The following is a 25,435-nucleotide window of genomic DNA, read 5'->3' as shown; positions in this document are numbered from 1 at the left end:
TCCCCCGGTCGGCGCGGCCCGGTCCCGGGCTCTCCGGGCGGTGGCACACTACGGTGTGGCCGCCGCCCGGGGAACCGGGCGCCGTCCGCGTCCGTTGACTGCTCGACGGGTTCCTCTTCGACAGACTGGGGTCACCACATGTCCTTCCGCCGTTACGCTTTCGCCGTCGCCGGTGCCGCCGCCGTCCTCGGCCTGACCGCGGGGTGCGCGACCGAGACGACACCGGCCCCCGGCCCGACCTCCGCCGCTCCGGCTCCGGGCACCGGCGGCGCCGCAGCGCCGGGCACGGTGATCCCGGGTGATTCCGGCGGGGTCACGACCACGCAGGCCGAGAAGCTGTGCTCGGACATGGCCGCCCAGCTGCAGAACTGGCGCACCTACACCCCGACGATCGGCAAGGGCGGCCTGAACACCGTCGTGGGCACCTGGGCAGCGCAGAACGGCATCAACATGATCGACCTGGTCGCACACAAGGCCCGAGTCGACGTGATCACCTCCGCGCAGTGCCCGGACGTGCGGGAGGGCGCGATGTCCGCGCTCGAGATCCCCGACCTCGCCTCCGGCCTGATCGGCTTCTGATGGAGCACGGTGGCGGTGCCGCCCGGGCGATGCGCGGTGGCGGTGCCGCCCGGGCGATGCGCGGTCCGTACCCGCCGATCGAACCGCACCTGACCGGGATGCTCGACGTCGGGGACGGGCAGCGCATCCGCTGGGAGCAGAGCGGCAACCCGGACGGTAAGCCGGTGGTGTTCCTGCACGGCGGCCCCGGCGGCGGCACCACCCCCGACCATCGGCGGTTCTTCGACCCGGCCGCCTACCGCATCGTGCTGTTCGACCAGCGCGGGTGCGGTGGGTCCACCCCGCATGTCGCGGACGGCGCCGACCTGTCGGTCAACACCACGGCCCACCTGATCGCCGACATCGAGAAGCTGCGCGAGCACCTCGGGGTCGAAAGCTGGCAGGTGTTCGGCGGCTCGTGGGGGTCGACGCTGGCACTGGCGTACGCGCAGGCCCACCCGGACCGGGTCACCGAGCTGGTGCTGCGCGGTATCTTCCTGCTGCGCCGCAGCGAGATCGACTGGTACTACAACGGCGGCGCGAGCGCGATCTATCCGGACCGGTGGGAGGAGTTCCTCGCCCCGGTACCGGAAGCCGAACGCGACGGCGACCTGGTGCAGGCGTATCACCGGCTGCTGCACGACCCGGACCCGGACGTCGCGGCGGCCGCCGCGGTCGCGTGGTCGACCTGGGAGGGCGCGACCAGCGAGTTGGTGCCGAAAACCGATCACGTGGAGCGGAATTCGGAGGAGCGGTTCGCGTTGGCGTTCGCGCGGATCGAGAACCACTACTTCGTCAACGACGGATTCCTCGCCGAGAACCAGCTGCTCGATAGCGTGGACGCGATCACCCACATCCCGGCGGTGATCGTGCAGGGCCGCTACGACGTGGTGTGCCCGGTGACGACGGCGTGGGCGCTGCACCGGGCCTGGCCGTCCGCGCAACTGCACATCGTCGACGACGCCGGCCATGCCGCCGGCGAACCCGGCATCACCCATCACCTGGTCGAGGCGACGGACTCGTTCCGGAACCGGTGACACGCACCGCGGGGGCATGCGGCGCCCGCGCGGGTGCGGTAGACCTGTGCTGTGGGCAAGCACAGGCAAGCGGACCGCGCGGCGGTGCTGGAGTACGTCCGTGAGCAGCGGGACCGGCTCACCGGGCTGACCGACGCGGTGCGGGCGGACGAGCCGGACGCCGTGCACCGGATGCGGGTCGCGGCGCGGCGACTGCGGAGTGTGATCAGAACGTACGGGTCGATCTTCCCGGCGGACGCCGCCGACCCGGTGCGGGACGAATTGCGGTGGCTCGGATCGGTACTCGGCCGCGCACGCGACGCCGAGGTGGTTGCCGACCACTTCGCGACGGTCCTCGACGCGCTGCCGCCGGACGTGCTGCGCGGCCCGGTGCGGTACCGGCTGGTCGACGCGCACCGCGCGGGGTATGCCGCCGCCCACGCCGACGCCGTGGCGGCACTGGCCGGACCGCGACACCGCGACCTCGTCGCGGCCCTGGACGCCCTGTGCGCCGACCCCGCGAGCGCCGGTCGCCCACACGCCGAGCTGCGCCGGGCTCACGGACGGGTCATGAAGGCGGGACGGAAGGCCGGACTGCGCGATCGGGACGAGGCGCCGGGCCCGCCGGATGCCCTGCACACCACCCGCAAACGAGCGAAGGCCCTGCGCTACGCGGCCGAGGCGATCACCGCGTCCCGCCCCCGGGCCGAACGCATTGCGGTGGCGGCGGAACGACTGCAGACGGTGCTCGGCGAACACCAGGACGCGGTGGTCGCGCGGGCCGAGGTGGTTGCGGCCGCGGACCGCGCCCGGGCGGCGGGCGAGGACACCTTCACCTACGGGGTGGTCGCCGCCGAGGAGACGGCGCGCGCCGACCGGTCGGCGCAGGGCGCGCGGGCGGAAGTGGCTGCGATCAAGGATCGCCGCCGGGACCTGTGAGTGCGGACGCTCAGGCGTCGTACGCGAAGCGGACCGTCCGCTCCTCGGTGTCCGCCTGATCCAGCCGCACCGACACCCGCTCACCCTCCGGGGGATTGCCTGCGCACCGGGCGATCACCGCAGGATCCTCGACGAACACCTCGGCGTCCCGTTTGCCGTCGGCGCCCCGCAGCACGACCGCGTCGAACCGCTCCCCCTCGCGGCCGGCGAGCACGTTGGCCTCCGTCAGGTCCAGACAGGCGCGTTCCACCCTGCCCGCCAGTTGGTCCGATCCGCGCATCAACTCCGGCAGCAGGGGCAGCACCTGCCGAACCCACTGCGGCACTTCGTCTCCCGCGGTGACCGCGAGGCAGATCTCGGTACTGAACCGGTCCGAGAGGCGCCGCAGCGGGGCGGTGACGTGCGCGTACGGGGCACCGATTCCGGCGTGCACCGTCAGCTCCGGGACCTCGCCGTCGAACGCCGCGTAGTCGGCGCCGCGCAGCAGAGCCGTCGCGTCGCTCATCATCGCCAGCGTGTCGGGTGCGTTCGCCTCCAGACCGGCGAGCATCTCGCCGACCGGCATCGCCGCCGGCCAGCCCACTCCGAGTGCCCGCGCCGAGCGGCGCAACGCGACCACCGCGTCGGCCGGGGCGGGCGGCAGCGTCCGCAGCAGCCCGACCCCCGCGTCCAGCATCAGTCGCGCCGCGCACATCCCGGTCAGCAAGGACGCCTCGGCGTTCCAGTCGTCGACCTCGGTGCGCGGCTCGATGTCCAGCCGCCAGCCGCCGTCGCCGTCGGACACCACCGTCTGCTCCGGAAGCTTCAGCTCGATCGCCCCGCGGTCCACCGCTGACGCCAGCCGCAGCTTGCCGAATTCCGGCAGCGCCGCGATCGAGGGATGCAGCGACCCGGTAGCCGAATCCGCCTGTACCCCCGCATAGTCGAAACGTGCCACCGACCGGACCAACGCCCGGCTCACCCCGAACGTCACCGGCTCCGCGCGATCGTCGAGTTCGATGCGCCACAGCGCCGCCGGCCGCACCCGGTCGGGAAGCAGGCTCGCAGCGTCCTCCGACAGCACCCGCGGGTGCAGCGGCAACGAACCGTCGGGAAGGTAGTAGGTCTGCCCGCGGCGCCGGGTCTCGTGGTCGAGGTGACCGTTCGGCTCGACCACCGCGGCGACGTCCGCGATCGCGTAGTGCAGGACGAACCCGGCCGCGGTCCGCTCCAGATGCAGTGCCTGGTCGAGATCCATCGACCCCGGCGGGTCGATCGTGACCAGCGGCAGGTCGGTGCGGTCGACCCGGTCGGAGGCGAACCGGTCCCGCGCCGACTCGGCCTCGGCGGACGCTGCGGTGGGGAAGTCACCCGGCAGGGAGAAGGCTTCCCTGACCGCTTCGAAGTCGATGCCGCGGGCGGAGATTCGCATGGTCACGAACCGAGCCTAGTGCCCCGTGCCGATACGCCTTCGACAGGCAACGGTCCGCGCGAGACACCACCGTTCAGCCGGCGGTTCGGCCGTCAGTCATCCCAGTCGTGATCGGCCTTGTCCGCGGCCTTGTTCCGTTCGGCCGCGATCTCCAGCGCCCGTTCCGCGGTCGCCCGGTCCGGATACGGTCCCATCCGATCGAGCCCGCGCGCGTCCTTGCCCTGTCGCACCGAACCGTCGGAAACGCAGTAGTACCACTGCTCGTCGTCGCTCATCGGTCCAGTGTGCGCCATCTCCCGTCGTCCGGCCATCAGGTGACGCGCGTGTGAATTCGAGTCCCGGCCGCAACAAATCCGGGACAAGCCTTGAGCGGAAGTGACAAGCATGAGATTCTTACGCCGTAGCGGGCCACGGATCGTCGACTTCCCTCGGCGGATCGTGGCCTTTTGATCTGTCCTGGATCAGCTGCGCTGCAACGACCCCGAACGGAGAACCCCCCAACCATGGAGCCGATGTCCTACCTGCTCTTCGACGCACTGCTTCCGCACCTGGGCGAGAAGGAAGCGAAGCACTGGGCGACCCTTCTCGTGATCAACCCGGTCTAGATTTCCCGCGTCGACAGTGCCCTCGTCCACGGACGGGGGCATTTTCGCGTTTTCGGCACGGCCGGAATCTCCGCCATTCGACACGGCCGGAATCCGGGCCGTTCGACACCGGCGGAATCCTCCGCCCTTCGACATGGGCGGCATCGGTGCGTCGGGGCGTTCGCGCCGACGGACCGGTGTGGGCGGACGAGTTGGCCTGTAAGCCGGATCCTGTTCCCGGCGCCGAAACGCCGGGCGGCGACCATCCATCTGGGCACACCGTTGCCGGGTACCTCGAGCGGTCCACCCGCAGGCTCGGGCGAGCAGCCCTCGAACACCTGCGCAGCCGCACCTGTGAAGGTGCGGCCTTCGACCTTGCTCCGGGCGGGGTTTACCTAGCCACCCCGGTCACCCGGGGTGCTGGTGCGCTCTTACCGCACCGTTTCACCCTCACCGACGCCATGGCCTCGAAAGGCCATGGGCCGGCGGTCTGTTTTCTGTGGCACTGTCCCGCGGGTCACCCCGGGTTGCCGTTAGCAACCGCCCTGCTCTGTGGAGTCCGGACTTTCCTCGGCGCCGGGCCTGCACGCTGGCTGCGTACGGTTCCCTTCGCCGCGGCCGCCCGACCAACTCGTCCGCCCGTACAGACTACCCGGCACTAGGGTCTGGGCATGACACGGTACGTGGCCCTGTTGCGGGGTGTGAACGTCGGCGGGATCAACATCAAGATGGCCGACCTGTCGGACACGATCTCCGGCGCCGGGTTCGCGAAGGTGAAGACGGTGCTGGCATCGGGCAACGTCCTGTTCGACTCCGACCGCACCGACGCTGCGGGCATCAAGTCCGACATCGAGGCGGCATTGCGCGACCGGTTCGGCTACGAGGCCTGGATCGTGCTGGTGGATCAGCCGACCCTGGCGAGGATCGTCGAGCGCTTCCCGTTCGATGCCGACCGCGAGGGCTGGCATCCGTACGTGCTGCTCTCGTCCGACCCGGCGGTGCTCGACGACCTGGTCGCCGCCGCCGACACCCTCGACCTCGGGGACGAGGCCCTGCAGCTCGGCGACGGGGTGCTGTACTGGCATGTCGAGCGCGGCCAGACGCTGACGAGCCCGTTCGGCAAGCTCACCGGCAGGGCGAGGTACAAGTCCACCACCACGAACCGAAACCTGCGCACCCTCCGCAAACTGCTGTAGGTGCGCTCGCGGCTCCACCGGTCAGGCGTGAACGGGTTCCCGGTCGCTCGACGGTGTCGCGGATGCGGCGTCCTCGTCCGCGAACGGGTCGCCGTTCCGCTCGGCGTTGTACAACTCCTCGTCGAGGATGCCCTCGCGCTTCGCGACGATCGTCGGGACCAGAGCCTGCCCGGTGACGTTGAGAGCGGTGCGGCCCATGTCGACGATCGGTTCGACCGCCAGCAGCAGGCCGACACCGGCGAGCGGCAGCCCGAGCGTCGAGAGGGTCAGGGTGAGCATCACCGTGGCCCCGGTGGTCCCGGCGGTGGCCGCGGAGCCGATCACCGCGACGACGACGATCAGCAGGTAGTCCGTCAGGGTCAGGTCGAGACCGTAGAACTGGGCGACGAAGATCGCGGCGATCGCCGGGTAGATCGCGGCGCAGCCGTCCATCTTGGTGGTCGCGCCGAGCGGCACCGCGAACGACGCGTATTCACGGGGCACCCCGAGGTTGCGTTCGGTGACCCGCTCGGTCAGAGGCAGGGTGCCGATCGAGGAACGGGACACGAACCCGAGCTGGGTGGCAGGCCACACCCCGGAGAAGAACCGGCGCACCGACAGCCCGTGCACCCGGATCAGCACCGGGTAGACCACGAAGAACACCAGGGCCAGGCCCAGGTAGACGGCGGCGGTGAACCAGCCGAGCTGGCCCAGTGCGTCCCAGCCGTAGGTGGCGACGGCCTTCGCGATCAGCGCGGCGGTGCCGATCGGGGCCAGGCGGATGATCCACCACAGCACCTTCTGCACGATCGCCAGCAGCGCCGCGTTGAAGTCGAGGAACGGCTGCGCCTTCTCCCCCACCTTCAGCGCTGCGACACCGATCGCGATCGCGATCACCAGCAGCTGCAGCACGTTGAAGCTCAGCGACGTGCTCGCGACGCCGTCGGTGACGGTGGTCTTGGCGCCGAGGGCGAGGAAGTTCTGCGGGACGAGGCCGGTGAGGAACGCCCACCACGACCCGGACGACTTCGGTGCTGCGGCGGCGGCCGCGTCCACGGTGGTGGTGGCACCGGGCTGGACGATCAGGCCGACGACGATGCCGATGACGACGGCGATCAGCGCGGTGATCGCGAACCACAGCAGGGTCTGCACGGCCAGGCGCGCGGCGTTGGCGACCTGTCGCAGGTTCGCGATGGAGCTGACGATCGCGGTGAACACGAGCGGGATCACCGCGACGGTGAGCAGCGCGACGTAGCTGGACCCGATGGTGGTGATCGTGCCGACCAGCCAGTTCGGGTTACCGTCGTCCGCTTTGGGCATCGAGCGGGCGAGCAGGCCGATCAGGACTCCGGCGACCAGACCGATCACGATCTGGGTACCGAAGGAGGTTGCCCACGCGGGTAGGCGGCGCCCGGTCGGGGCGCTGGAGGGGGCCGACATTCGACGGACCTTTCTGCGGGCGCGCAGCACGAATCACAGGTGTGCGCGAGGGAGGCTGACATTGGAGTGGAATCCGACGGCCGCGGCGAACGGGCGGCCGTCCCGGGACGTGTGCGTCGACCGGGGTCAGCGGGTACAGACGGCGCTCGACTGCAGACAGTTGTCGACGAAGCGTCGGCAGGTCAGCAGCGGGGTCACCCGCGACATGTTACCCCCGCTAAAGAATGCGCTTCGCGCCCGTGCGCCTTTCCGGTGACCGGAGCCACCCGAAAGGCGCACAGGCTGGGGACACCTCCCGCTTGCGGGGGACGCAGCCGCCTACAGGTGCGAGGTGTCGTTGACGAGGCGGACGGAGGCGCCGCCGTCGGGGTAGAACTCGGCGATCGAGAGCGACGCGAGGTCCAGGTGCAGCCGGTACAGCAGCGCCGGTCCGGCGTCCAGGGCGAGCTGCAGCAGCGTCTTGATCGGCGTCACGTGCGAGACGACCAGCACGTTCCGGCCGGGATGCTCGCGGGTCAGGTCGTCGCGGACGGCGTCGACGCGGACGCGGACCTCGTCGAAGCTCTCCCCGCCCGGCGGACGCACCGACGTGTCGCCGAGCCAGCGGCGGTGCAGGTCGGGATCGCGCTCGCTCGCCTCCCGGAACGTCAGACCCTCCCACGCGCCGAAGTCGGTCTCGGTCAGACCCTCGTGAACCACGACCTCGAGACCGAGCGCATCCGCGGCCGCCTGCGCGGTCTGCCGGGCCCGGCCGAGCGGCGACGACACCACCGCCTCGATCCCGCCGCGGGACCCGAGGCGCGTCGCGGCGGCCGCCGCCTGCGCCCGCCCGACGTCGGTCAGCTCCGGGTTGCCGCGACCGGAGTACCGCCGCTCCACCGACAGCTCGGTCTGTCCGTGCCGCAACAGCAGCAGGCGAGTCGGTTTGCCGACCGCGCCGGTCCAGCCGGGAGCGGTCGGCGTCTTCTCGGTCGCCGCGGGCACCGGCGCCACCTCGGGGACGTCGGCGGGCACACCGGCGGCGCCGTCCATCGCCTCGTTCGCGAGCCGGTCCGCGTGCGAGTTCTGGGCACGCGGGATCCAGGTGTAGGTGACGACGTCGAACCCCGCGGCCAGCTCCCCTGCGCGCCGCGCGAGCGGAATCATGTCCGGATGCTTGACCTTCCAGCGGCCCGACATCTGTTCGACGACGAGCTTGGAGTCCATCCGCACGTCGACGACGTCCGCACCGAGATCGGCCGCGGCGGTCAGCCCGGCGATCAGGCCGTTGTACTCGGCGACGTTGTTCGTCGCGATGCCGATGTCCTCGTTGCGTTCGGCGAGCACCCGCTCGCGGCCGGCGTCGAAGACGACGGCGCCGTAGCCGGCCGGGCCCGGGTTGCCCCGCGATCCCCCGTCGGCTTCGACGATGACACGAGTGGAGCCCGCGGAACGAGCATCCGGCGCAGTCACAGACCGGATTCCTTGGTGCGCACCATGATTGCGCTGCACTCGGGGCACCGGACGACGACGTCGGGAGCGGTGGCCGCGATCCGGGCGACCTCTCCGCGGTCGATCTCGATGCGGCATGCCCCGCAGCGGCGAGCCTGCAGCAACGCCGCCCCCGCCCCGCCGCCGGAGCGCTGACGCTCGTACAGGGCGAGCAGGTCCTCGGGGAATTCGCCGACGAGCGCGGCCCGGTCCGCCTCGCAGCGCTGCTGCGCGGCGTCGAGGTCGGCGAGCGCGTCGTCGCGGCGGCGGCCGGCGTCGACGAGGGCGTCGTCGATCTGGTCGACCTGGCCGCCGGCGTGCTCGTAGTCGGCCTGGGTGGCCTCACGCCGCTCCATCACCTCGAGCAGGTCCTCCTCGAGGGCCTCCTGCCTGCGGGTGAGGCTGGCGAGCTCGTGCTCGAGTTCGGTGAGCTGCTTGGCGCCGACGGTGCCGCTCTGGAGCAGCTGCCGGTCCCGGTCCTCACGCTTGCGGACCGCCTCGACCTCGCCCTCGAGCTTGGCGATGTCGCGGTCCAGGTCGTCGAGCACGATCTGCACGGCGACCGCGGCGTCCTTGCGTCCCACCCGGTCGGCTTCGAGGCGCTGCACCTCCTCCTGTTCGGGAAGGGTGCGCCTGCGGTGCGCGATCCGGGTCAGCTCGGTGTCGACCGCGGCGAGGTCGAGCAGCTTGGCCTGGATCCGGGGTTCGACGTTCACGCGGGCTTCGCTCCTGCTTGGTGTTCGGCGGTGGTGGGTATCGCATACCGTACCGCCCGCAGAGCCCCTCCCCGAACGGGTGAAGGGCACCTCTGTCCGGTTCACCCGAACGCAGGTGCCCTTCACCCGGTCTGCGGCGGGGTCAGCCGCCGAGGGTCCAGGGGTCGGTGCGGACGGTGGAGACGGTGGCGGCCCAGCCGTCGCCGCCGCCGAAGCGGGCCTCGAGGAGATCGCGGGCCTGCGCGCACCAGGGCTGCTCGCTGGCCCAGTGCGCGACGTCGACGAGGACCGGTCCCCCGCCGCGCAGGTGTTCGTCGGCGGGATGGTGCCGCAGGTCCGCCGTCACGTAGGCGTCGACACCGCGGGCCCGGGCCGCCCCCAGGTAGGAGTCGCCGGAGCCGCCGCACACCGCGACGGTGCGCACGACCGTGTCCGGGTCGCCGGCGGCACGGACACCCCAGGCCGTCTCCGGCAGCGCGCGGCGCACACGCGCAGCGAACTCCCGCAGCGACTCGGGTTCAGGGAGCTCCCCGACCCGGCCGATGCCGAGCGCGGAGCCGGTGTCGGCGAGTTCGAGGACGTCGAACGCCGGCTCCTCGTACGGGTGCGCCGACCGCAACGCGGCAAGCACCCGCGACCGCAGCGCCCGCCGCGCGACGACCTCCACCCGGTCCTCGGCGACCCGTTCGACGCGTCCGACGGTCCCGAGCGCAGGGTTGGCGTCGGCGCCGGGCAGGAACTGGCCGGTGCCGGTGACGGTCCAGCTGCAGCAGCTGTAGTCGCCGACCTGCCCCGCTCCCGCCGCGAACAGCGCCTCGCGCACGACGGCGGTGTCGGTGCCGGGCACCATCACCACCCATTTGTCGAGCGGCTCGGACGGCGCCGGGTCCAACGGGCCGGTCACGGTCAGCCCGAGCGCGTGCGCGAGCGCGTCGGACACCCCCGGGTCGGCGGAGTCGGCGTTGGTGTGCGCGGTGTACAGCGCGCACCCGCCGCGGATCAGCCGGTGCAGCAGAGCGCCTTTCGGGGTGTGCGCGCCGACGGTGTCGACTCCGCGCAGCAGCAGCGGGTGGTGCACGAGCAGCAGCTGCGCACCCCAGGCGAGGGCCTCGTCGACGACGGCCACGGTCGCGTCGACGGCGACCATCACCCGGCTCACCCGGTCGGCGGGGTCACCGCACACCAGCCCGACGGAGTCCCAGCTCGCCGCGAGCGCGGGCGGGTACGCCTCCTCGAGCGCCGAGATCACCTCGGCCAGGACAACACTCATGCCAGAACCTCCGTCAGTGCGGTCACCAGGGCGTGCGCCGGCGCGGCGGCGCGGACGGCGACACGGATGTGGTCCGGATCCAATCCGGGGAAGGTGTCGCAACGCCGGACCGCGATCCCCTTCTCCTGCAGTTTCTTCCGAACCAGGTCGGCGTCGGGAACCCGGAGCAGCAGGAACGGGGCCCGCGCCGGCCCGACCACGTCCACCCCGGCGGCGCCGAGCATCTCGACCATCGCGGCGCGTTCGTCCTCGATCAGCCGCGCCTCACATTCCGACCACGCGACCGCCTCCGGTTCGCTGCATGCCCGGATCGCCTCGAGCTGCAGGCTGCCCAACGGCCAGTGCGCCCGACCGACCTGCAGCCGCGCCAGCAACTCCGGCGGACCGAGCACGTAGCCGCAGCGCAGCCCGGCGAGCGCGAAGGTCTTCGTCAGTGACCGCAGCACCAGTACGTCGGGCAACGACCGGCCGGCCAGCGACTCCGGCTCGCCCGGCACCGCGTCCCCGAACGCCTCGTCCACCACCAGGATTCGACCGGGGCGACGCAGCGCCAGCACCTCGTCCGCCGGGTGCAGCACCGACGTCGGATTGGTCGGGTTGCCGAGCACCACGAGGTCCGCGTCGTCCGGAACCGCGGCGGCGCGGAGCCGATACGGCGGCGGCAGCACCACCTGGTGCACCGGGACCCCGGCCTCCCGCAGCGCCCACTCGGGTTCGGTGAACGACGGGTGGATCAGCGCCGCCAGCCGCGACCCGAGGCGCGGCAGCATCGCGAACCCCTCCGCGCCGCCGGACAGCAGTAGCACCTCGTCCGGGTGCCGGCCGTGCCGGGCGGCGACCTGCGCGCGGGCGGCGTGGTCCGCGTCGGCCGACGGATACCGCCCGAGGGTCGGCAGCGCCGCGGCGAGGCGGGCCCCGAGCCAGCCCGGGGGGCCGTCCCCGCGGACGTTGACGGCGAAGTCCGACAGCCCGGGCACCGCATCGACGTCGCCGTGGTGGCGCAGGTCGATGCCGCCGGAAGCTGGGGTGTCCACGACCGGCAGTCTATGGCGGTCCGGTGCTCGCCGATCGAGGCAGGCAGGATGGACGAGTGAGTTCCCCCGCGATCACCCTGTTCGACCTCGACGGCACCCTCACCGATTCCGCGCCCGGCATCGTGTCCGGATTCCGGCACGCGTTGGCGTCGGTCGGCGCGCCGGAACCGGACGGCGACCTGGCCCGGCTGATCCTCGGCCCGCCGATGGCGGACACCTTGCGCACGGTCGGTCTCGACGACGCGACCGCGGACCGGGCGCTGGCCGCCTACTTCGACCGCTACGACAGCGTCGGGTGGGCGGAGAACGAGGTGTTCGACGGGATCGCGGACCTGCTCTCCGCGTTGTCGCGGACCGACACCCGGCTGGCGGTGGCGACGTCGAAGTCGGAGCGGTTCGCGGTCCGCATCCTCGACCACTTCGGTCTCTCCGACCATTTCGAGGTGATCGCGGGCGCGTCCGCGGACGGCACCCGGCGGGCGAAGGCGGATGTCATCGAGCACGCGCTGCGCGGACTCGGCGTCGCACCGGTCGCCGGAGGCACCGCCGGGGTGGTGATGGTCGGCGACCGTGTCCACGACGTGCACGGCGCCGCGCACTGGGGCATCCCGACGGTGTTCGTGCACTGGGGATACGGGGCGGACTCGGAGGCCGCGGACGCCGCGTGGTCCGCGGCGACCGTCGCCGATCTGGGGGCGATCCTCCATGCGAGCTGAACGACTCCACGTCACCTTCGTGTGCACCGGGAACATCTGCCGCTCCCCGATGGCGGAGAAGATCCTGCTCGGGTACCTGATCGATGCCGGGCTCGCCGACGCGGTGCGGGTGTCGAGCGCAGGGACCGGCGACTGGCACGTCGGCGACGACGCCGACCACCGGACCACCGAGGTGCTCGCGACGCACGGGTATCCGACCGGGCACCGCGCCGCGCAGGTCGGACGCGATCACCTGGGCGCGGACCTCGTGGTCGCTCTCGACCGCGGCCACGAGCGGGCGCTCGCGCACCTGGGCGTACCGACCGACCGGCGCAGGTTGCTGCGCAGTTTCGACCCGGACGCCGACGGCGACTCGGTGCCGGACCCGTACTACGGCGACCTCGACGACTTCGAGTTGGTGCGTGAGCAGATCGAGGCCGCGATTCCGGGACTGCTGGACTGGGTGCGGGAACGGCTGTGATCCCGCACACGCACATTTCGGGGTCTCCATCCCCGCCCAGTACCGTGGTGTCGTGGGAAGGCTGAAGTTTCTGCTGCGTCCGGGCTGGGTCGCGTTGGCTGTCGTCGTCGCCGGATTCGCCTACATGTGCTTCACGGTGCTGGCGCCGTGGCAGCTCGGCAAGAACACCAACACCTCGCACCGCAACACGCTGATCGAGGAGTCGATCGACGCCGACCCCGTTCCGGTCGAGTCGATCCTGCCCACCTCGGGCCCGATCCCGGCGGACGACGAGTGGCGACAGGTCACCGCGACCGGCACATATCTCCCCGACCACGAGGCGCTCGTGCGGCTGCGGTCCATCGAGGGTGACCCCGCCTACGAGGTGCTCACGCCGATGCGGTTGTCCAGCGGCCCGGTGATCCTGGTCAACCGCGGCTACGTCCGCCCCGTGCAGGGCACGCTCGCACCGCCGATCGACCCGCCCCCGGCCGGAGAGGTGACGGTCACCGCCCGTGCCCGCGCGTCGGAGGGCACCATCGCAGGCAAGGAGCCCCTCACCGAGAACGGCGTCATCCAGGTCTACTACGTCGACGCCGGGCAGGTCGGCGCTGCCGTCGGTCTGCCGCTCCTGGAGGGCTGGTTCCAGCTCGCATCCGACCAGCCCGGGTCGCTGACCCCGATCCCGCTGCCGCAACTCGACGCCGGGCCGTACCTGTCGTACGGGCTGCAGTGGCTCGCGTTCGGCGTCATGGCGCCGCTCGGGTTGGCCTACTTCGTGCGCGCCGAACTGCGGGAACGGCGACGCGAACGCGAACGCACGGTCGTCGAGCCCGCGGCTCCGGCCGACGAGGTCCCCGCCCCCGCCGAGGACCCGGCCCGGACGGTCGCGGTCACCGTCGCCACCGCCGACACCGCGGAGCACGACGACGACATCGTCCTCCCGCGGCGCCGGTTCGGCCGCTCAGCGCCGGCCGAGCCCGAGACGATGACGGCGACGGAGGCGAAGCTCGCCGACCGCTACGGCAAGCGCCGCTGACCCGAGGGCCGCACCGGCCTGCACCGCCGTCGACAGCCGCGCGACCCGCGCGATGTCGGTGACTCGCGGGGCCGGGCCGTCACCGAGGGTCGGCCGTTCCTCGACGCCGTACGGGTATTCGGTGCGGCCGCCGAGCCGCACGCCCAGCGCTCCGGCCATCGACGCCTCCGCGACCCCGGCGTTCGGGCTCGGGTGAGCGGCCGCATCCCGGTGCCACGCGCGCGCCGCCGACCGCGGTGAGCCCCCGACGACCGGGGCGGCGGCGACCGCGAGTAGTCCGGTCACCCGGGCGGGCACCAGGTTCACCACGTCGTCGAGGCGGGCCGCCGCCCAGCCGAAGTGCAGGTACCGCGGCGACCGGTAGCCGATCATCGCGTCGAGGGTGTTGATCGCCCGGTACCCGAGCGCCCCCGGCACCCCGGCGACCGCCGCCCACACGAGCGGGGCGACGGTCGCGTCGGAGGTGTTCTCGGCGAGCGATTCGACGGTGGCGCGGGCGATGCCGTCGGCGTCGAGGGACTGCGGGTCCCGGGCGCACAGCGACGGCACCAGCTGGCGTGCCCCGGCGAGGTCGTCGGCCGCGAGCCGGTCGGCCATCCGGTTCCCGACGCGGGTCAGCGACGTGCCGCCGAGCGCGGTCCAGGTCGCCGCCGCGACCGCGGCCGTCTCCCCCGCCCAGCCGAGCCGGCGCGCCGCGCGAGACCCGAGCACCGAGCCACCGACGACGGCACCGACGAGGAGTCCGGTGTGCAGCGCCCCGGCCGCACGCGAGTCGCGGTGGGTGAACCGCTCGAGGGCCGCCGCGGCCGTCCCGAAGCCGGCGACCGGATGCCGGCGCACCGGATCGGCGAAGGCTCGGTCGGCGAGAGCGCCCAGGACGATGCCGGTCGCGCGGGCAGAGATCCTGGGTCGAGTCACACCGGTAGTTGTACCAATCGTGGTCTCCCGGGCCGGTGGTGCCCGTCGCACGCCCCGACGCTTCGTCCCTCCCCGATCCCACACCGGTTCGACGAGATTGTCGTGTCCGTGTCCGATTCACCGCTCGGTGGTGGAAGGATGCCGGAGTCAGTTCAGCGGCGAATGGAGTCGACGGCGGTGGTGGCGACGGTGAAGTCCGCGCGCAAACGGTTGGCATCGCTCATCCGGGACGTCAACGAGAACACGGTCGCGGTGGAGATCGCCGGCAAGAGCAACAGCGCCGTACTCATCTCGCTTGCGCGGTACACCGCGCTGCAGGAGGCGAACTTCCTGCTCCGCTCACCGGAGCTGATGGAGAGCCTGCGGAGGGAGATGGCCCGCTCGCTCGCGCCTGCCCCCGAAGAGCAGGTCACCGAGAGCGGCGATGCGGCCACGCATTCGGCCGAGAAGCGCAAGCGAGGGTCCCGGGCCCAGGCGCGGAAGAAGCGAAAGAAGCGGAAGAAGAAGACCCGGTGACCCCGAATCGCGCTCCCGTCACACCTGCGCGCCGGATCGCGGGACGCCGACCGGCAGGTCCCGCACCCGCCGCGCCGGGTTGCCCGCGTAGAGGCCGTTGGGTTCGCAGTCGCGGGTGACGACGGCACCCGCCCCGACGATGCAACCGGGACCGACCGTCACCCCGGGCAGCACGATCGCGCCCGCGCCGATCCAGCTGCCGTCGCCGATGGTGATCGGCCGGTGGAACACCCGGCCCCCGCGCCCGCCCTCCGGACCGATCTCGTGGCTACTGGTGATGAACTTGGCACCGTGCCCGACAGCCACCTGCCGGCCGAGCGTGATCGGCGCGGTCCCGTCGAACAGCACCCCGCGGTTGACGAAGGTCCCCACCCCCATGCGAATGTCCTTGCCGCCGAAGTGGCATCCCGCATAGATGCCCGCGCCCCAGACCCGCGCACCCGCGGCGAGCAGCAACAGGATCCGCAGCCACACCGGCACGAACGGGGAGGACTGGATGATCGTGATCAGGCGCATCGCGTCACGATAGCCGCGCGCGCTCTACGCTTGACGCCGCAGCGTCCTGCCGAGACATCCCCCGCCGGAGCACAGATTGCCGAGACCCCTGAGGAGATCGTGATGGAACCCGACCCGATTCCCGTCGTGTTCGTGCACGGTCCGTGGATGCACTCGAGCAGCTGGCAGCCGTGGCGCGACCTGTTCGCCGCCCGTGGGTACGTACCGATCACCCCCGGCTGGCCCGGCGACGGCGACACCGTGGCGGCCACCAGGGAGAACCCCGACGAGCTGAACGGGGTCGGGATCGGGGAGGTCGCCCGGCACTATCGGACCGTCGTCGAGGCGATGCCGACACAGCCGATCGTGGTGGGGCACTCGTTCGGCGGGCTGATCGCGCAGAAGCTGCTCGGCGACGGCCTGGTGCGCGGCGCGGTCGCGATCGCACCGGCCCAGTTCAAGGGGGTGCTGCGGCTGCCGCGCACGCAGGTGCAGACCGTCCTGCCGATCCTGAGCCGACCGGGCCTGCGGAAGAAGACGTGGTCGCACACGCCGGAGACGTATCACCGCGGGTACGCCAGCGCGGTGCCGCGGGAGGAGTCGGACCACCTGTTCGAGACCTACACCATCCCGGGTCCGGCGCGGCCGCTGTTCCAGGCGGCGCTGGCGAACATCGCGGGCGGCCCCACCAAGATCGACACCCGCACTGCCCGCGGCCCGCTGCTGCTGGTCGCGGGCGGTGCGGACCGGACCGTTCCCGAGTCACTGGTCCGGTCGCAGTACAACATTCAGCGTCGCAACACCGGTGCCACCGAGTACTCGGTGCTGCCCGACCGGGGGCACTCCCTCACCGCCGACAACGGGTGGCGCGAGGTCGCGGACCTGGCGCTGGACTTCCTCGATCGCCACGATCTCGGGACACGACACGGCTGAGGGCGCGGGCTCCGAGCGGGCGGCGCGGGTTTCGGACGGTCCGCGGGCGGTTCGTCCTCGTGACGCTCACGCTTGCGAAGTTCGAGCAGGAACACCGCACTCAAGGTGAGGTAGACGGCGAGCACCACAATCGGAGCGGCGACGAGGGTCAGGGCTGCGAGGAGTTCCATGAGTACACCTCCCTGGGCAGGCGGACGGAGTGTTCTTCGAGCTCACGCAGTTTCGCGGACCGAGATGCCGTCGACCGGACGCCTCGGTCCCTGACCACGGTAGTGAGATCCGTCGCGGCACCGGTGAAGAGAAGGTGAACTCTCACTGTGACGTCCGGCACGATTGTCGGGCCGCCCGGTGGCAGTCCCTGCGGACGATCACCGAGACAGCGTCCCCGGGATCTCCAGGCGATTCGGCCGCTGTCCAGGTCCTCCAGCGCATCGTCGGATGTCCTCCCGGTGCCGGGGGGGCGGACCGGGACGGGTCCCGGACGTGGACCGGGACCGGCCATCCCACCGGACGTGCGAGCCGGGCGGTGGCACCCTCGAACCGTGCCCGCACCTGTCCCCGAGCTCCCAGCCGTCCTGCTCGTCGAGGACGACACCCACCTGACCGACCTACTCGTCGAACTGCTCACCGACGAGGGGTACCGCGTGGAGACCGCAGGGGACGGCCCGACCGGGCTGCACCTGGGCCTCACCCGCCGCTACGACGTCGTGGTTCTCGACCGCGGCCTGCCCGGACGTGACGGCATCGAGGTGCTCCGCGCACTCCGGCGACACGGCATCGGCACCCCGGTTCTCGTGCTCACCGCCCGGGGCATGCTCCTCGACCGGGTCGAAGGACTCGACGCCGGCGCCGAGGACTACCTCGTCAAGCCGTTCGAGATCCCGGAGCTGCTTGCCCGGCTGCGCGCGCTGCGCCGCCGCCGGTTCGACGCCGCCGAACTGCTGCCGGTCGCGGGGCGACAACTGGAGCCGGCGAGCCGGACGGTGGTCGGCGAGGACGGCAGGGTCGAGTTGTCGGCGAGCGAGTGCGCACTGTTGGCGGTACTCGCCCGGTCGCCCGGCCAGGTGTTCACCCGCGGACAACTTCTCGACGCCGCGTTCGGCGCGGCGGGCACGCCGGGAACCGTCGACACGTACGTGCACTACCTGCGCCGAAAGCTCGGGCGCGACGTGGTGCGCACCGTCCGGGGCGTCGGGTACCGGATCGGCTCCCGGTGACCACCCGTTCGTTCCGTCGCAGACCCGCCCTCGCTACCCGACCGGCCGCGGTGATCGGCGACGAACTGCTGCTGCGGCGCGCCGGTCGCGTCGTGTCGCTGCAAGCGGCGGTCGCCCTCGCCCTCGTCCTGATGGTGGTGGGCGTCGTCGCGTTCCTGGTCGACGGCCGCGCCCAGTCCAGACAGGTGGAGTCGCAGTTGCGGTCCGTCGTCGAGACCGCCGAGGACGTCGACGATCCGCCACCGGGAACGGCACTCGCGCTCCGCGGCCCGGACGGGGCGACAGCGGTCAGCGCGGGCGCCCCGTCCCGGGCCGTGCAGCTCCTCGACGGTCCGCCCGGTTTCGTGGACGTCCGCGACGGCGACCGGGACTATCGCGGGCTCGTCGCCGACATCCACGGCGGACGCGCAGTCGCGCTCGTGGACCTCGAACCGTTCCACGCCGGCCGGGACCGCCTGCTGTCGGCCCTGCTCCTCGCCGAGATCACCGGTATCGCAGCCTCGACACTGGTCGTGATCCTGTTGTCCCGCAGATCGATTCGACCATTGGCGCAGGCGTTGACGCTGCAGCGCCGGTTCGTCGCGGATGCCTCGCACGAACTGCGGGCACCGCTGACCGTCCTGCACACCCGGGCGCAACTGCTCGCCAGGCGGGCGCAACGGATCGAACCGGCGGAGCTCTCGAAGCAGCTCGACGGCATCGTCGACGACACCCGGGCGTTGACCGAACTCGTCGAGGATCTTCTGCTCTCGGCTTCGCTGGACTCCGGTCCGGCCGCCCGCGAGCCGGTCGACGTGGCCGTGCTGTGCGAGCAGATCGGCGAAAGCATGACGGCCCACGCCCGATCCCTCGGAGTCGCAATCGACGTCGAGTCGGATGCCGACCCGGCCTTCGTGTCCGGCTCGCGGCCGGCGCTCCGCCGCGCGGTGCACGGCCTGATGGACAATGCCGTCACTCACGTCCGGCCGGGTGGACGGGTGATCGTCCGCATCGGGGTCGGCGCCGGACTCGTCCGTATCGCGGTGACCGACACCGGTGTCGGCGTCTCGCCCCAGCAGTTGCCCCGACTGTTCGCGAGATTCGCGCACGGGCCCGACCAGCCCTCCGGTCGGCGCGCGCACGGGATCGGCCTCGCACTCGTCCGCGAGGTCGCGCAAGCACACGACGGTGAGGTGCTCGTGGATTCCGTCGAGGGACAGGGCTCCACGTTCACCCTCGTCCTGCCCGCGAACTCCCAGCAGACTCCAAGAATCCGGACCTAGTCTGGCGACGGTCACACACACATCCGACGGAGGCGAGTCACAACATGGGGCCCACAACGTTCAACGGCCTGCCGATCCATCCACTGCTCGTGCACTTCGTGGTGGTCCTGGTCCCGCTTTCCGCCCTGCTCCTGCTCCTCTCACTGTGTTGGCCGGCAGCCCGGCGGCGTCTCGGGGCCGTCACCCCCGTGGTGGCGTTCGTGACGCTGGTGCTGGTCCCGCTCACCACCCACGCCGGCGAGTGGCTCGAGCACCGGGTCCCCCGCGATCCGCTGGTGCGGATCCACGCCGAACTCGGCGACCAACTCCTGGTCTGGTCGGTCGGCGTCTTCGCGGTCGCGGCGGCATGGTGGGCGCTACATCGGCCGCGGGTACGGCAGTGGTGGAGCGCGCGCACCGGATCGTCGGAGGGGCGGGCATCCCAGATCGTGGCAATCGCACTGACGGTCCTGGGCATCGCCGTGGCCGTCGGATCGGTGGTCCAGGTCTATCGGATCGGCGACAGCGGCGCGACCGCCGTGTGGCACGACCAGGCAAACGAGTCGGCCGCCGCGCCGCGCTGATCGGTCGGCGCCTCGAACGACCTCGGACTCGCCGCGTCAGACGGTGACCGGCTCGCGGCCCCGCCCGACGATGGCCAGCGACATGACGGCCGCGATCGCGCACAGTCCGCCCGCGACGTAGAACGCGGCGTCGTAGCCGCCGAACCGGTCGCGCACCAGGCCCGCGAGGAATGCGACCAGCCCGGCGCCGATCTGGTGCGAGGCGAGCACCCATCCGAACACGATCGGGGCGTCGGCACCGAAATGCTTGCGGCACAGCGCAACCGTAGGCGGGACGGTCGCGACCCAGTCGAGACCGTAGAAGATGACGAAGGCGATCATCGGCGGGTGCACGGTCTCCGCGAACAGGATCGGCAGGAAGATCAGCGAGAGGCCGCGGAGCAGGTAGTAGGCGCCGAGGAGCTTGCGCGAGTCGAAGCGGTCGGTGAACCAGCCGGACGCGATGGTGCCGGCGACGTCGAAGATACCGATCACCGCGAGCAGGCTCGCGGCGGCCGTGGTTGGCATGCCGTGGTCGTGGGCGGCGGGCACGAAGTGGGTCCCGACGAGCCCGTTGGTGCTCGCACCGCAGATCGCGAAGGTCCCGGCGAGGAGCCAGAACACTCGGGTTCTCGCCGCCGCGGCCAGCACCGCGAGCGCGCGGCGCACCGCTCCGCCGGACTGCGCCGCCGGTTCCGGCTCCACGAAGTCGGGGGCGGCGCCGTACGGAACGGTTCCGACGTCCGAGGGGCGATTGCGCAGGAACAGCAGCACCAGGGGCACGACCGCCAGCGCCGCGAACGACACCGTCAGCGCGACCGTCCGCCAGGAGTGGGCCTCGGAGACGGCGGCGAGGACCGGCAGGAACACCAGTTGCCCGGCGGCGCCGCCGGCGGTGAGGATGCCGGTGACCAGGCCACGGCGGGCGACGAACCAGCGGTCGACGACGGTCGCGACGAACGCCAGCGCCATCGATCCGGTGCCGAGCCCGACGAGGACGCCCCACAGCAGGACGAGTTGCCACTGGGTGGTCATGAAGACCGTCAGCCCGCTGCCCGCTGCGACGAGCAGCAGCGCCGCCGACACCACCGCGCGCAGGCCGAACCGCTCCATCAGCGCCGCCGCGAAGGGTGCCGTCAGCCCGTACAGGACCAGGTTGATCGACACCGCCGAGGAGATCGAGGCCCGGGACCAGCCGAAGTCGTCGTGCAGTGGGTCGATCAGGATCGACGGTGCCGCCCGGAACGCCGCCGCACCGACGAGTGCGAGGAACGCGACCGCGGCCACCAGCCAGGCGTAGTGCACTCGCGGGGGCGTACCGGCAGCGGCGGGGCGTACGAGCTCGGAAGTCACGGCGACCAGTCTGCGCGATGGTGACCCTCGCGAACCACTGGCGTGAACGCCAACATGTGAAAGAATCCAGCCATGGTGCATCGGGTGGTGGTTCTCGCGCTGGACGGAGTGGTCCCGTTCGAGCTGGGTATTCCCTCGCGGGTGTTCGGGATGGCCGAGGACAGGGACGGCGCCCCGCTGTACGAGGTGCTCACGTGCACCGCGGACGGCACCCCGGTCCGCACGGAGGCCGACTTCACGGTGTCGGTCGACCACGGCCCGGAGCTGCTGGCGACCGCAGACACCGTGGTGATCCCGGCGACGTACGAACTCGGTGCCACCCGCGACGGCCACCTGCCCGAGCAGTTGGAGAAGGCGTTCGGCTTCATCCGCCCGGGCACCCGGTACGTGTCGATCTGCATCGCGTCGTACGTCCTCGCCGCCGCGGGCCTGCTCGACGGGTTGCGGGCCACCACCCACTGGCGGCACGCCGAGCACTTCCAGCGCACCTATCCGCAGGTCCGGGTCGACCCCGACGTCCTGTTCGTCGACGAGGGCCACGTGCTCACCTCGGCCGGCGTCGCAGCGGGCATCGACCTGTGCCTGCACATCGTGCGCCGCGACCACGGGTCGGACGTCGCCACCCGGGTCGCGAAACGCTCCGTCGTGCCGGCGTGGCGGGACGGCGGGCAGGCCCAGTTCATCGAGCGGCCGATCCCGGCACACACCGCGGAATCGACGGCGGCGACGCGGGACTGGGCCCTGCAACGGCTGGACGAGCCGCTGCAACTCTCCCGGCTCGCGCGGCACGCCAACATGAGCGTGCGCACCTTCACCCGGCGGTTCGGCGAGGAGGTGGGAACCACTCCGGCGCAGTGGCTGATCACCCGCCGCGTCGACCGGGCGCGCCAGCTCCTCGAGACGACCGACCTGCCGGTGGACACCATCGCCGCCGACGTCGGCTTCGGCAGCGCCGCCTCCCTGCGACAGCACATGGCAGCACAGCTGGGGGTCCCCCCGTCCGCGTACCGCCGGACCTTCCGCGGGGAGGCCGGCGCGGCCACGACAGCGCCCGCCACCCCGTAGACACCACCCACCCACGCGCCCTGGACGGCGCGTCGCCGAACACCAGGTGAACGCCGGGGAAAGTCGCACTCACGCACGCCGGACCATGCCTAGAGTCGGCGCTGGAGCACCCGTACCCATCCCTCCGGGTCGGGTCGCGTCCGCCCCGGTCGACCCGACCCGGATCGGCCGGGGCAGCCCGGCTTCCATCGCCCACCACGTCAAGAGGTGCCGTGATGCACGATCACTTCGACAGTTCGGAACCGAGAATCTGGCCCGGCATGCTCCTTGTCGCCGCGGTCGTCGCCCTCGTCCTCACGCTGCTGATGTACCTCATGCAGTGACCAGCAACCGCTGACCGCACCACCGTCGGCCCGGCGGCGCGTTCATTCGCGCCCCAGCCTGTCCAGCAGGTCGACGGCGGCGCGGGTGTACTCGCCGATCCAGCGGTCGTGGATGCGTTTGATCGGCAGGGGTGCGAGCGTCAGGCGTCGCTCCCGCCCCACACTGCGACCGGTCACGAGTTCGGCGCGCTCGAGCACCTTCAGGTGCTGGAGGACGGTGGTGCGGTCGAGTTCGGGGAATCGCGCGCACAGCTCGCCGGTCGTGCACGACGACTCCCGCAGCACGTCGAGCATCCGCCGCCGCGTCCCGGACGCCAGCGCCTTGAACACCCGGTCGTCGTCCGATTCCTCGCGGCCACCCACAGACATGTTGTAAAATTACAACATGTCTGAGCAGAACACCCTCACCGCACTGACATTCACCGTCTCCGGTCACGTCTCGCGGCCCTGCGCCGAGGTGTACGAGGCCGTCGCCGACCCCGAGCAGCTGTCGAAGTACTTCACCACCGGCGGCGCCCGCGGCCGGCTGGAGTCGAACTCCGAGGTCACGTGGGACTTCGCCGACTTCCCCGGAGCCTTCCCCGTCACCGTCGTCGCGGCCGAACCGCCGCGCCGCATCGTCATCGAGTGGGCCGGCACGGCCACCACCTCCGACGCGGGCAGGACCACCACCACATTCGAGTTCGAACCCGTCGACGACGACACCCGGACCCTGGTCACGATCACCGAGTCGGCGTGGCAAGCCACCGAGGAGGGCGCGAAGAGCGCCTTCGGCAACTGCCAGGGCTGGACCGGCATGCTCGCCGCGCTCAAGGTGTGGGTCGAGCACGGAATCAACCTGCGCGACGGCTTCTACAAGTGACTTTCGCGTGCGGGGTCGGCCACCGAACCTCGTTCCCGACTCTCCATCAGAGCGCGCGTCACGGTGCCTGCGTCGAAGAAGGTACTGTGCCGCTCCATCTCGCGACGCTGGTATTGCGCGTTCACCCGGCGAACGAACAAGTACGTCACGACCAGTCCCGGCGGAAGCAGAAGAACCACAACAATTGCGAGCACGGCGAGAGCACACTCGACAACCACCTCGACGCCCGGACTCGATCGGTGGTTGCTGCCGTCCGCAGTGCCGGCGAGAACCGCGAACACCGCGAAGGCAACTGACCACGTCAACAGCATCGACCAACGGAATCCGTACCGACGCAACGGATAACCCGCGTCCACGAGTGTTCGATACCGCACCCACCACTCACGACACCAGGCCAGCATCGCCGCGCCACCCAACAATCCGCCCCCGACAACCGCCACCCAAGCCGATGCCGTGAATGCCGACTCGAGCGGTAGCCGGAGAACCATGAGCGCCACTGGCACGGTCATCGCCATCAAGAAGACCGCAACGGCCGCCGTCCCGAGTCGCTCGCTCGGCGTTCCGCGCCCGCGACGCATTGCCGATACGGATCGCCACACCACCCACAGCAGTGCCGCGATCAGCAGAACACCACCGATGCTGACGGAAAGCCCGGTGGAAGTGAAACGATCCGTTGCCCTCGCCAGGTACTCCGCCGCGCCCGCGGCGGCACCTGAAACTCCACTCAGAAACAAGGCGGACACCACAGCGACGAGTCCGGCACCGGTGAGGACACCTCGACCGGTCCACCGAGAAATCGGGCCCCACCGTAAGACGAGGAGACTGCGCCAGAACTGCGCAATCGCGAACAGTGCTCCCAGAAAAGCGCCACACCCGGTGAACTTCGCGACGGTCGTCAGGAGATCCCTGTCCGAGGCGTCGAGCGCCGTACCCACCGTCCACCAGACAACTCCGAGCAATGTCGCACCGAATGCAACCTGCGTCGCGTAATTCCGGATCGCCGCCGATTGCTTGTCGAGGCTGAGCCGGCCGAGCCACCAGGCGCCTCGAGCACCGATCTCCAGTTCGTTCAGGAAGCGCTGGAATCGCCACAGTCGACTGGCGAGCCGCAGATCGGCGACGTTCTCCACTCGCGCGAACTGACGCCGCACCGCAGTTTCCAGAAAGGCATCGCGCCGAGAATCGAGATCATCGACCATCTCGTCGTCGTCACTCCCGCAGCCCAGAAGACGGATGAGATCGACGATCCCCGAATCCTCATCCTCGTCGGCGGACTGCACCGCTGTCCCGCACATACCGGCCGCGGCGGCGTCCTCGACGGTCGACGTAGGCCTCGCAAAGTACCCTCGGCGGGTCAACTCGACACCGGCAGCACGATGGAGCGTCGGATTCCACGCGGGCGAGCGAAATGCAGCCGCACCGGCAAGCGCAAACGACGCAAGATACATCAGGACGAACAACGAACAGATCCAACCGAACCACAGCCCGATATCCATGCGCGCACCGTAGGCCGCAGCACCGACATCGCCGGATGGCCGGGAGTTGCTTCACAGCGGTCGAATCCGCATCCCCAGGTCCAACGGTGGCTACCGTCGACGGTGATGCGCTCGCATCCACCCTCTTGAGTCGGGCGCATCGGCCCCGATCACCACCCACCAGGTCCGGTCGGGGCCACCCCACCCGTGTGGCGCAGCCCGCGCCCCGTCCGGTTTCGAAGCCCATCGGCCGCACCGACACTTCGAGGTGCCGCCGTGTTCATTCCCTTCGACGACTCCAAACCAAGAATCTGGCCCAGCATGCTCGTCGCCGCCGCGTCAGTGGTTCTGATGCTGGCGCTGGTTGTCTACCTGATGCACTGACCCAGGCCCATTGACGGGCAACGGCATACGGCGTCACACTGCCTCATGTTGCCCGCAGAGGAACAACACCTGATCGACCTGGCGACCAAACGTCTGATGGCCAACACCCAGAGAGATCGGCAGCCCACATCCGAGACGCCGTAACCCGGGCCCGCGCCCATTTCACCACCAGCCCCGTCCGCGACTTCGTGCCACTGCTCATCGAACGGCACGCGGAACACGAACTGAGCGGCGACGCACCGATCGCCCAGCAGTAACCCACAGGAACTTGCCAGGCAGATTC

General features: G+C 71.1%; 27 protein-coding genes and 1 other RNA gene. 15 read left to right on the top strand and 13 right to left on the bottom strand.

Annotated features, from left to right (window positions below):
* Positions 1-138: 138 nt before the first annotated feature.
* From ACWDUM_RS17945 to ACWDUM_RS17935, 3 genes are read left to right on the top strand one after another with little or no spacing between them, the layout of a single operon-like run.
* Entirely contained in the window at positions 139-579 is a 441-nt protein-coding gene (locus tag ACWDUM_RS17945) for a hypothetical protein (protein WP_450134986.1), read from the top strand.
* 56 nt (positions 580-635) lie between these two features.
* The gene (gene pip, locus ACWDUM_RS17940; RefSeq protein ID WP_450135206.1) at positions 636-1,595 is read left to right on the top strand and encodes a prolyl aminopeptidase; all 960 of its coding nucleotides are present in this window, start codon (positions 636-638) and stop codon (positions 1,593-1,595) included.
* Positions 1,596-1,646: 51 nt separating this feature from the next.
* The gene (locus ACWDUM_RS17935) at positions 1,647-2,513 is read left to right on the top strand and encodes a CHAD domain-containing protein (RefSeq protein ID WP_450134985.1); all 867 of its coding nucleotides are present in this window, start codon (positions 1,647-1,649) and stop codon (positions 2,511-2,513) included.
* Between the two features lie 10 nt (positions 2,514-2,523).
* Here the strand turns inward: ACWDUM_RS17935 and ACWDUM_RS17930 are convergent, their stop codons facing one another.
* The 3 genes from ACWDUM_RS17930 to rnpB all read right to left on the bottom strand — a co-directional run bounded on the left by ACWDUM_RS17930 (position 2,524) and on the right by rnpB (position 5,142).
* Positions 2,524-3,924: an RNB domain-containing ribonuclease gene (locus tag ACWDUM_RS17930; protein ID WP_450135205.1), complete on the bottom strand. Its 1,401-nt coding sequence runs from the start codon at positions 3,922-3,924 to the stop codon at positions 2,524-2,526.
* A 92-nt stretch (positions 3,925-4,016) separates the two neighbouring features.
* Positions 4,017-4,199, bottom strand: a complete 183-nt coding sequence (locus ACWDUM_RS17925; protein ID WP_450112810.1) for a hypothetical protein — start codon at positions 4,197-4,199, stop codon at positions 4,017-4,019.
* A gap of 513 nt (positions 4,200-4,712) precedes the next feature.
* Positions 4,713-5,142, bottom strand: an RNA gene (gene rnpB, locus ACWDUM_RS17920) — RNase P RNA component class A.
* Positions 5,143-5,179: 37 nt separating this feature from the next.
* Between rnpB and ACWDUM_RS17915 the strand changes: the two genes are divergently transcribed.
* Positions 5,180-5,704 (top strand): DUF1697 domain-containing protein, encoded by a 525-nt coding sequence (locus ACWDUM_RS17915; RefSeq protein ID WP_450134984.1) that lies wholly within the window; start codon positions 5,180-5,182, stop codon positions 5,702-5,704.
* A 21-nt stretch (positions 5,705-5,725) separates the two neighbouring features.
* Here the strand turns inward: ACWDUM_RS17915 and ACWDUM_RS17910 are convergent, their stop codons facing one another.
* From ACWDUM_RS17910 to cobC, 5 genes are all read right to left on the bottom strand, one after another.
* Positions 5,726-7,123 carry a dicarboxylate/amino acid:cation symporter gene (locus tag ACWDUM_RS17910; RefSeq protein ID WP_450134983.1) on the bottom strand — a complete coding sequence of 466 codons (1,398 nt, stop codon included), beginning with the start codon at positions 7,121-7,123 and terminating at the stop codon, positions 5,726-5,728.
* Between the two features lie 318 nt (positions 7,124-7,441).
* Complete coding sequence (locus ACWDUM_RS17905; protein WP_450134982.1) at positions 7,442-8,575, bottom strand: bifunctional RNase H/acid phosphatase; 1,134 nt, start codon at positions 8,573-8,575, stop codon at positions 7,442-7,444.
* Positions 8,572-9,309, bottom strand: a complete 738-nt coding sequence (locus ACWDUM_RS17900; RefSeq protein WP_450134981.1) for a zinc ribbon domain-containing protein — start codon at positions 9,307-9,309, stop codon at positions 8,572-8,574. Before ACWDUM_RS17900 ends, ACWDUM_RS17905 begins: the two co-directional genes overlap by 4 nt.
* A 142-nt stretch (positions 9,310-9,451) precedes the next feature.
* Positions 9,452-10,579: a Nif3-like dinuclear metal center hexameric protein gene (locus ACWDUM_RS17895; RefSeq protein WP_450134980.1), complete on the bottom strand. Its 1,128-nt coding sequence runs from the start codon at positions 10,577-10,579 to the stop codon at positions 9,452-9,454.
* A complete protein-coding gene (gene cobC, locus ACWDUM_RS17890; RefSeq protein ID WP_450134979.1) occupies positions 10,576-11,613 on the bottom strand; it encodes an Rv2231c family pyridoxal phosphate-dependent protein CobC in 1,038 nt (345 codons plus the stop codon). The genes ACWDUM_RS17895 and cobC overlap by 4 nt, the downstream gene beginning before the upstream one ends.
* A 56-nt stretch (positions 11,614-11,669) precedes the next feature.
* Between cobC and ACWDUM_RS17885 the strand changes: the two genes are divergently transcribed.
* The 3 genes from ACWDUM_RS17885 to ACWDUM_RS17875 are packed head-to-tail and all read left to right on the top strand — an operon-like array spanning position 11,670 to position 13,807.
* Positions 11,670-12,329, top strand: coding sequence for an HAD-IA family hydrolase (locus ACWDUM_RS17885; RefSeq protein ID WP_450134978.1), 660 nt, complete (start codon positions 11,670-11,672; stop codon positions 12,327-12,329).
* Entirely contained in the window at positions 12,319-12,789 is a 471-nt protein-coding gene (locus ACWDUM_RS17880; RefSeq protein ID WP_450112802.1) for a low molecular weight protein-tyrosine-phosphatase, read from the top strand. Before ACWDUM_RS17885 ends, ACWDUM_RS17880 begins: the two co-directional genes overlap by 11 nt.
* Positions 12,790-12,841: 52 nt before the next feature.
* A complete protein-coding gene (locus ACWDUM_RS17875) occupies positions 12,842-13,807 on the top strand; it encodes an SURF1 family cytochrome oxidase biogenesis protein (protein WP_450134977.1) in 966 nt (321 codons plus the stop codon).
* Here the strand turns inward: ACWDUM_RS17875 and ACWDUM_RS17870 are convergent.
* Positions 13,733-14,725 carry a cobalamin biosynthesis protein gene (locus ACWDUM_RS17870; protein ID WP_450134976.1) on the bottom strand — a complete coding sequence of 331 codons (993 nt, stop codon included), beginning with the start codon at positions 14,723-14,725 and terminating at the stop codon, positions 13,733-13,735. The two genes, ACWDUM_RS17875 and ACWDUM_RS17870, sit on opposite strands and share 75 nt — an antisense overlap.
* A gap of 138 nt (positions 14,726-14,863) precedes the next feature.
* Between ACWDUM_RS17870 and ACWDUM_RS17865 the strand changes: the two genes are divergently transcribed.
* Positions 14,864-15,241 (top strand): type II toxin-antitoxin system Phd/YefM family antitoxin, encoded by a 378-nt coding sequence (locus ACWDUM_RS17865; RefSeq protein WP_450112799.1) that lies wholly within the window; start codon positions 14,864-14,866, stop codon positions 15,239-15,241.
* An 18-nt stretch (positions 15,242-15,259) separates the two neighbouring features.
* Here ACWDUM_RS17865 and ACWDUM_RS17860 read toward each other — a convergent pair whose 3' ends face one another.
* Entirely contained in the window at positions 15,260-15,757 is a 498-nt protein-coding gene (locus tag ACWDUM_RS17860; RefSeq protein WP_450134975.1) for an acyltransferase, read from the bottom strand.
* A gap of 102 nt (positions 15,758-15,859) precedes the next feature.
* On the opposite strand from ACWDUM_RS17860, the gene ACWDUM_RS17855 reads away from it, so the two are divergent.
* The 4 genes from ACWDUM_RS17855 (at position 15,860) to ACWDUM_RS17840 (ending at position 19,711) form a co-directional block, all read left to right on the top strand.
* The gene (locus ACWDUM_RS17855) at positions 15,860-16,669 is read left to right on the top strand and encodes an alpha/beta hydrolase (protein ID WP_450134974.1); all 810 of its coding nucleotides are present in this window, start codon (positions 15,860-15,862) and stop codon (positions 16,667-16,669) included.
* A 542-nt stretch (positions 16,670-17,211) separates the two neighbouring features.
* The gene (locus ACWDUM_RS17850; RefSeq protein WP_450134973.1) at positions 17,212-17,886 is read left to right on the top strand and encodes a response regulator transcription factor; all 675 of its coding nucleotides are present in this window, start codon (positions 17,212-17,214) and stop codon (positions 17,884-17,886) included.
* Positions 17,883-19,148, top strand: a complete 1,266-nt coding sequence (locus tag ACWDUM_RS17845) for a sensor histidine kinase (RefSeq protein WP_450134972.1) — start codon at positions 17,883-17,885, stop codon at positions 19,146-19,148. The genes ACWDUM_RS17850 and ACWDUM_RS17845 overlap by 4 nt, the downstream gene beginning before the upstream one ends.
* Positions 19,149-19,192: 44 nt before the next feature.
* Positions 19,193-19,711: a DUF2231 domain-containing protein gene (locus ACWDUM_RS17840; protein ID WP_450134971.1), complete on the top strand. Its 519-nt coding sequence runs from the start codon at positions 19,193-19,195 to the stop codon at positions 19,709-19,711.
* 36 nt (positions 19,712-19,747) lie between these two features.
* Here the strand turns inward: ACWDUM_RS17840 and ACWDUM_RS17835 are convergent, their stop codons facing one another.
* Entirely contained in the window at positions 19,748-21,043 is a 1,296-nt protein-coding gene (locus ACWDUM_RS17835) for an MFS transporter (protein WP_450134970.1), read from the bottom strand.
* A gap of 72 nt (positions 21,044-21,115) precedes the next feature.
* Here ACWDUM_RS17835 and ACWDUM_RS17830 point away from each other — a divergent pair, with 72 nt between their 5' ends.
* Positions 21,116-22,108, top strand: a complete 993-nt coding sequence (locus tag ACWDUM_RS17830; RefSeq protein ID WP_450134969.1) for a GlxA family transcriptional regulator — start codon at positions 21,116-21,118, stop codon at positions 22,106-22,108.
* 365 nt (positions 22,109-22,473) lie between these two features.
* Here ACWDUM_RS17830 and ACWDUM_RS17825 read toward each other — a convergent pair whose 3' ends face one another.
* Positions 22,474-22,800 (bottom strand): ArsR/SmtB family transcription factor, encoded by a 327-nt coding sequence (locus ACWDUM_RS17825; protein ID WP_450112789.1) that lies wholly within the window; start codon positions 22,798-22,800, stop codon positions 22,474-22,476.
* Between the two features lie 16 nt (positions 22,801-22,816).
* Between ACWDUM_RS17825 and ACWDUM_RS17820 the strand changes: the two genes are divergently transcribed.
* Positions 22,817-23,293: an SRPBCC domain-containing protein gene (locus ACWDUM_RS17820; protein ID WP_450134968.1), complete on the top strand. Its 477-nt coding sequence runs from the start codon at positions 22,817-22,819 to the stop codon at positions 23,291-23,293.
* Here the strand turns inward: ACWDUM_RS17820 and ACWDUM_RS17815 are convergent.
* Positions 23,284-24,789: a hypothetical protein gene (locus ACWDUM_RS17815; RefSeq protein WP_450134967.1), complete on the bottom strand. Its 1,506-nt coding sequence runs from the start codon at positions 24,787-24,789 to the stop codon at positions 23,284-23,286. The genes ACWDUM_RS17820 and ACWDUM_RS17815 overlap by 10 nt on opposite strands.
* Positions 24,790-25,190: 401 nt before the next feature.
* Between ACWDUM_RS17815 and ACWDUM_RS17810 the strand changes: the two genes are divergently transcribed.
* Complete coding sequence (locus ACWDUM_RS17810) at positions 25,191-25,409, top strand: three-helix bundle dimerization domain-containing protein (RefSeq protein WP_450135204.1); 219 nt, start codon at positions 25,191-25,193, stop codon at positions 25,407-25,409.
* Positions 25,410-25,435 lie beyond the last annotated feature (26 nt).

It is taken from the genome of Rhodococcus sp. NPDC003322, from assembly GCF_053589555.1.
The sequence above is the reverse complement of the archived record's forward strand: the minus strand, read 5'-3'. Positions and strand labels throughout refer to the sequence as shown.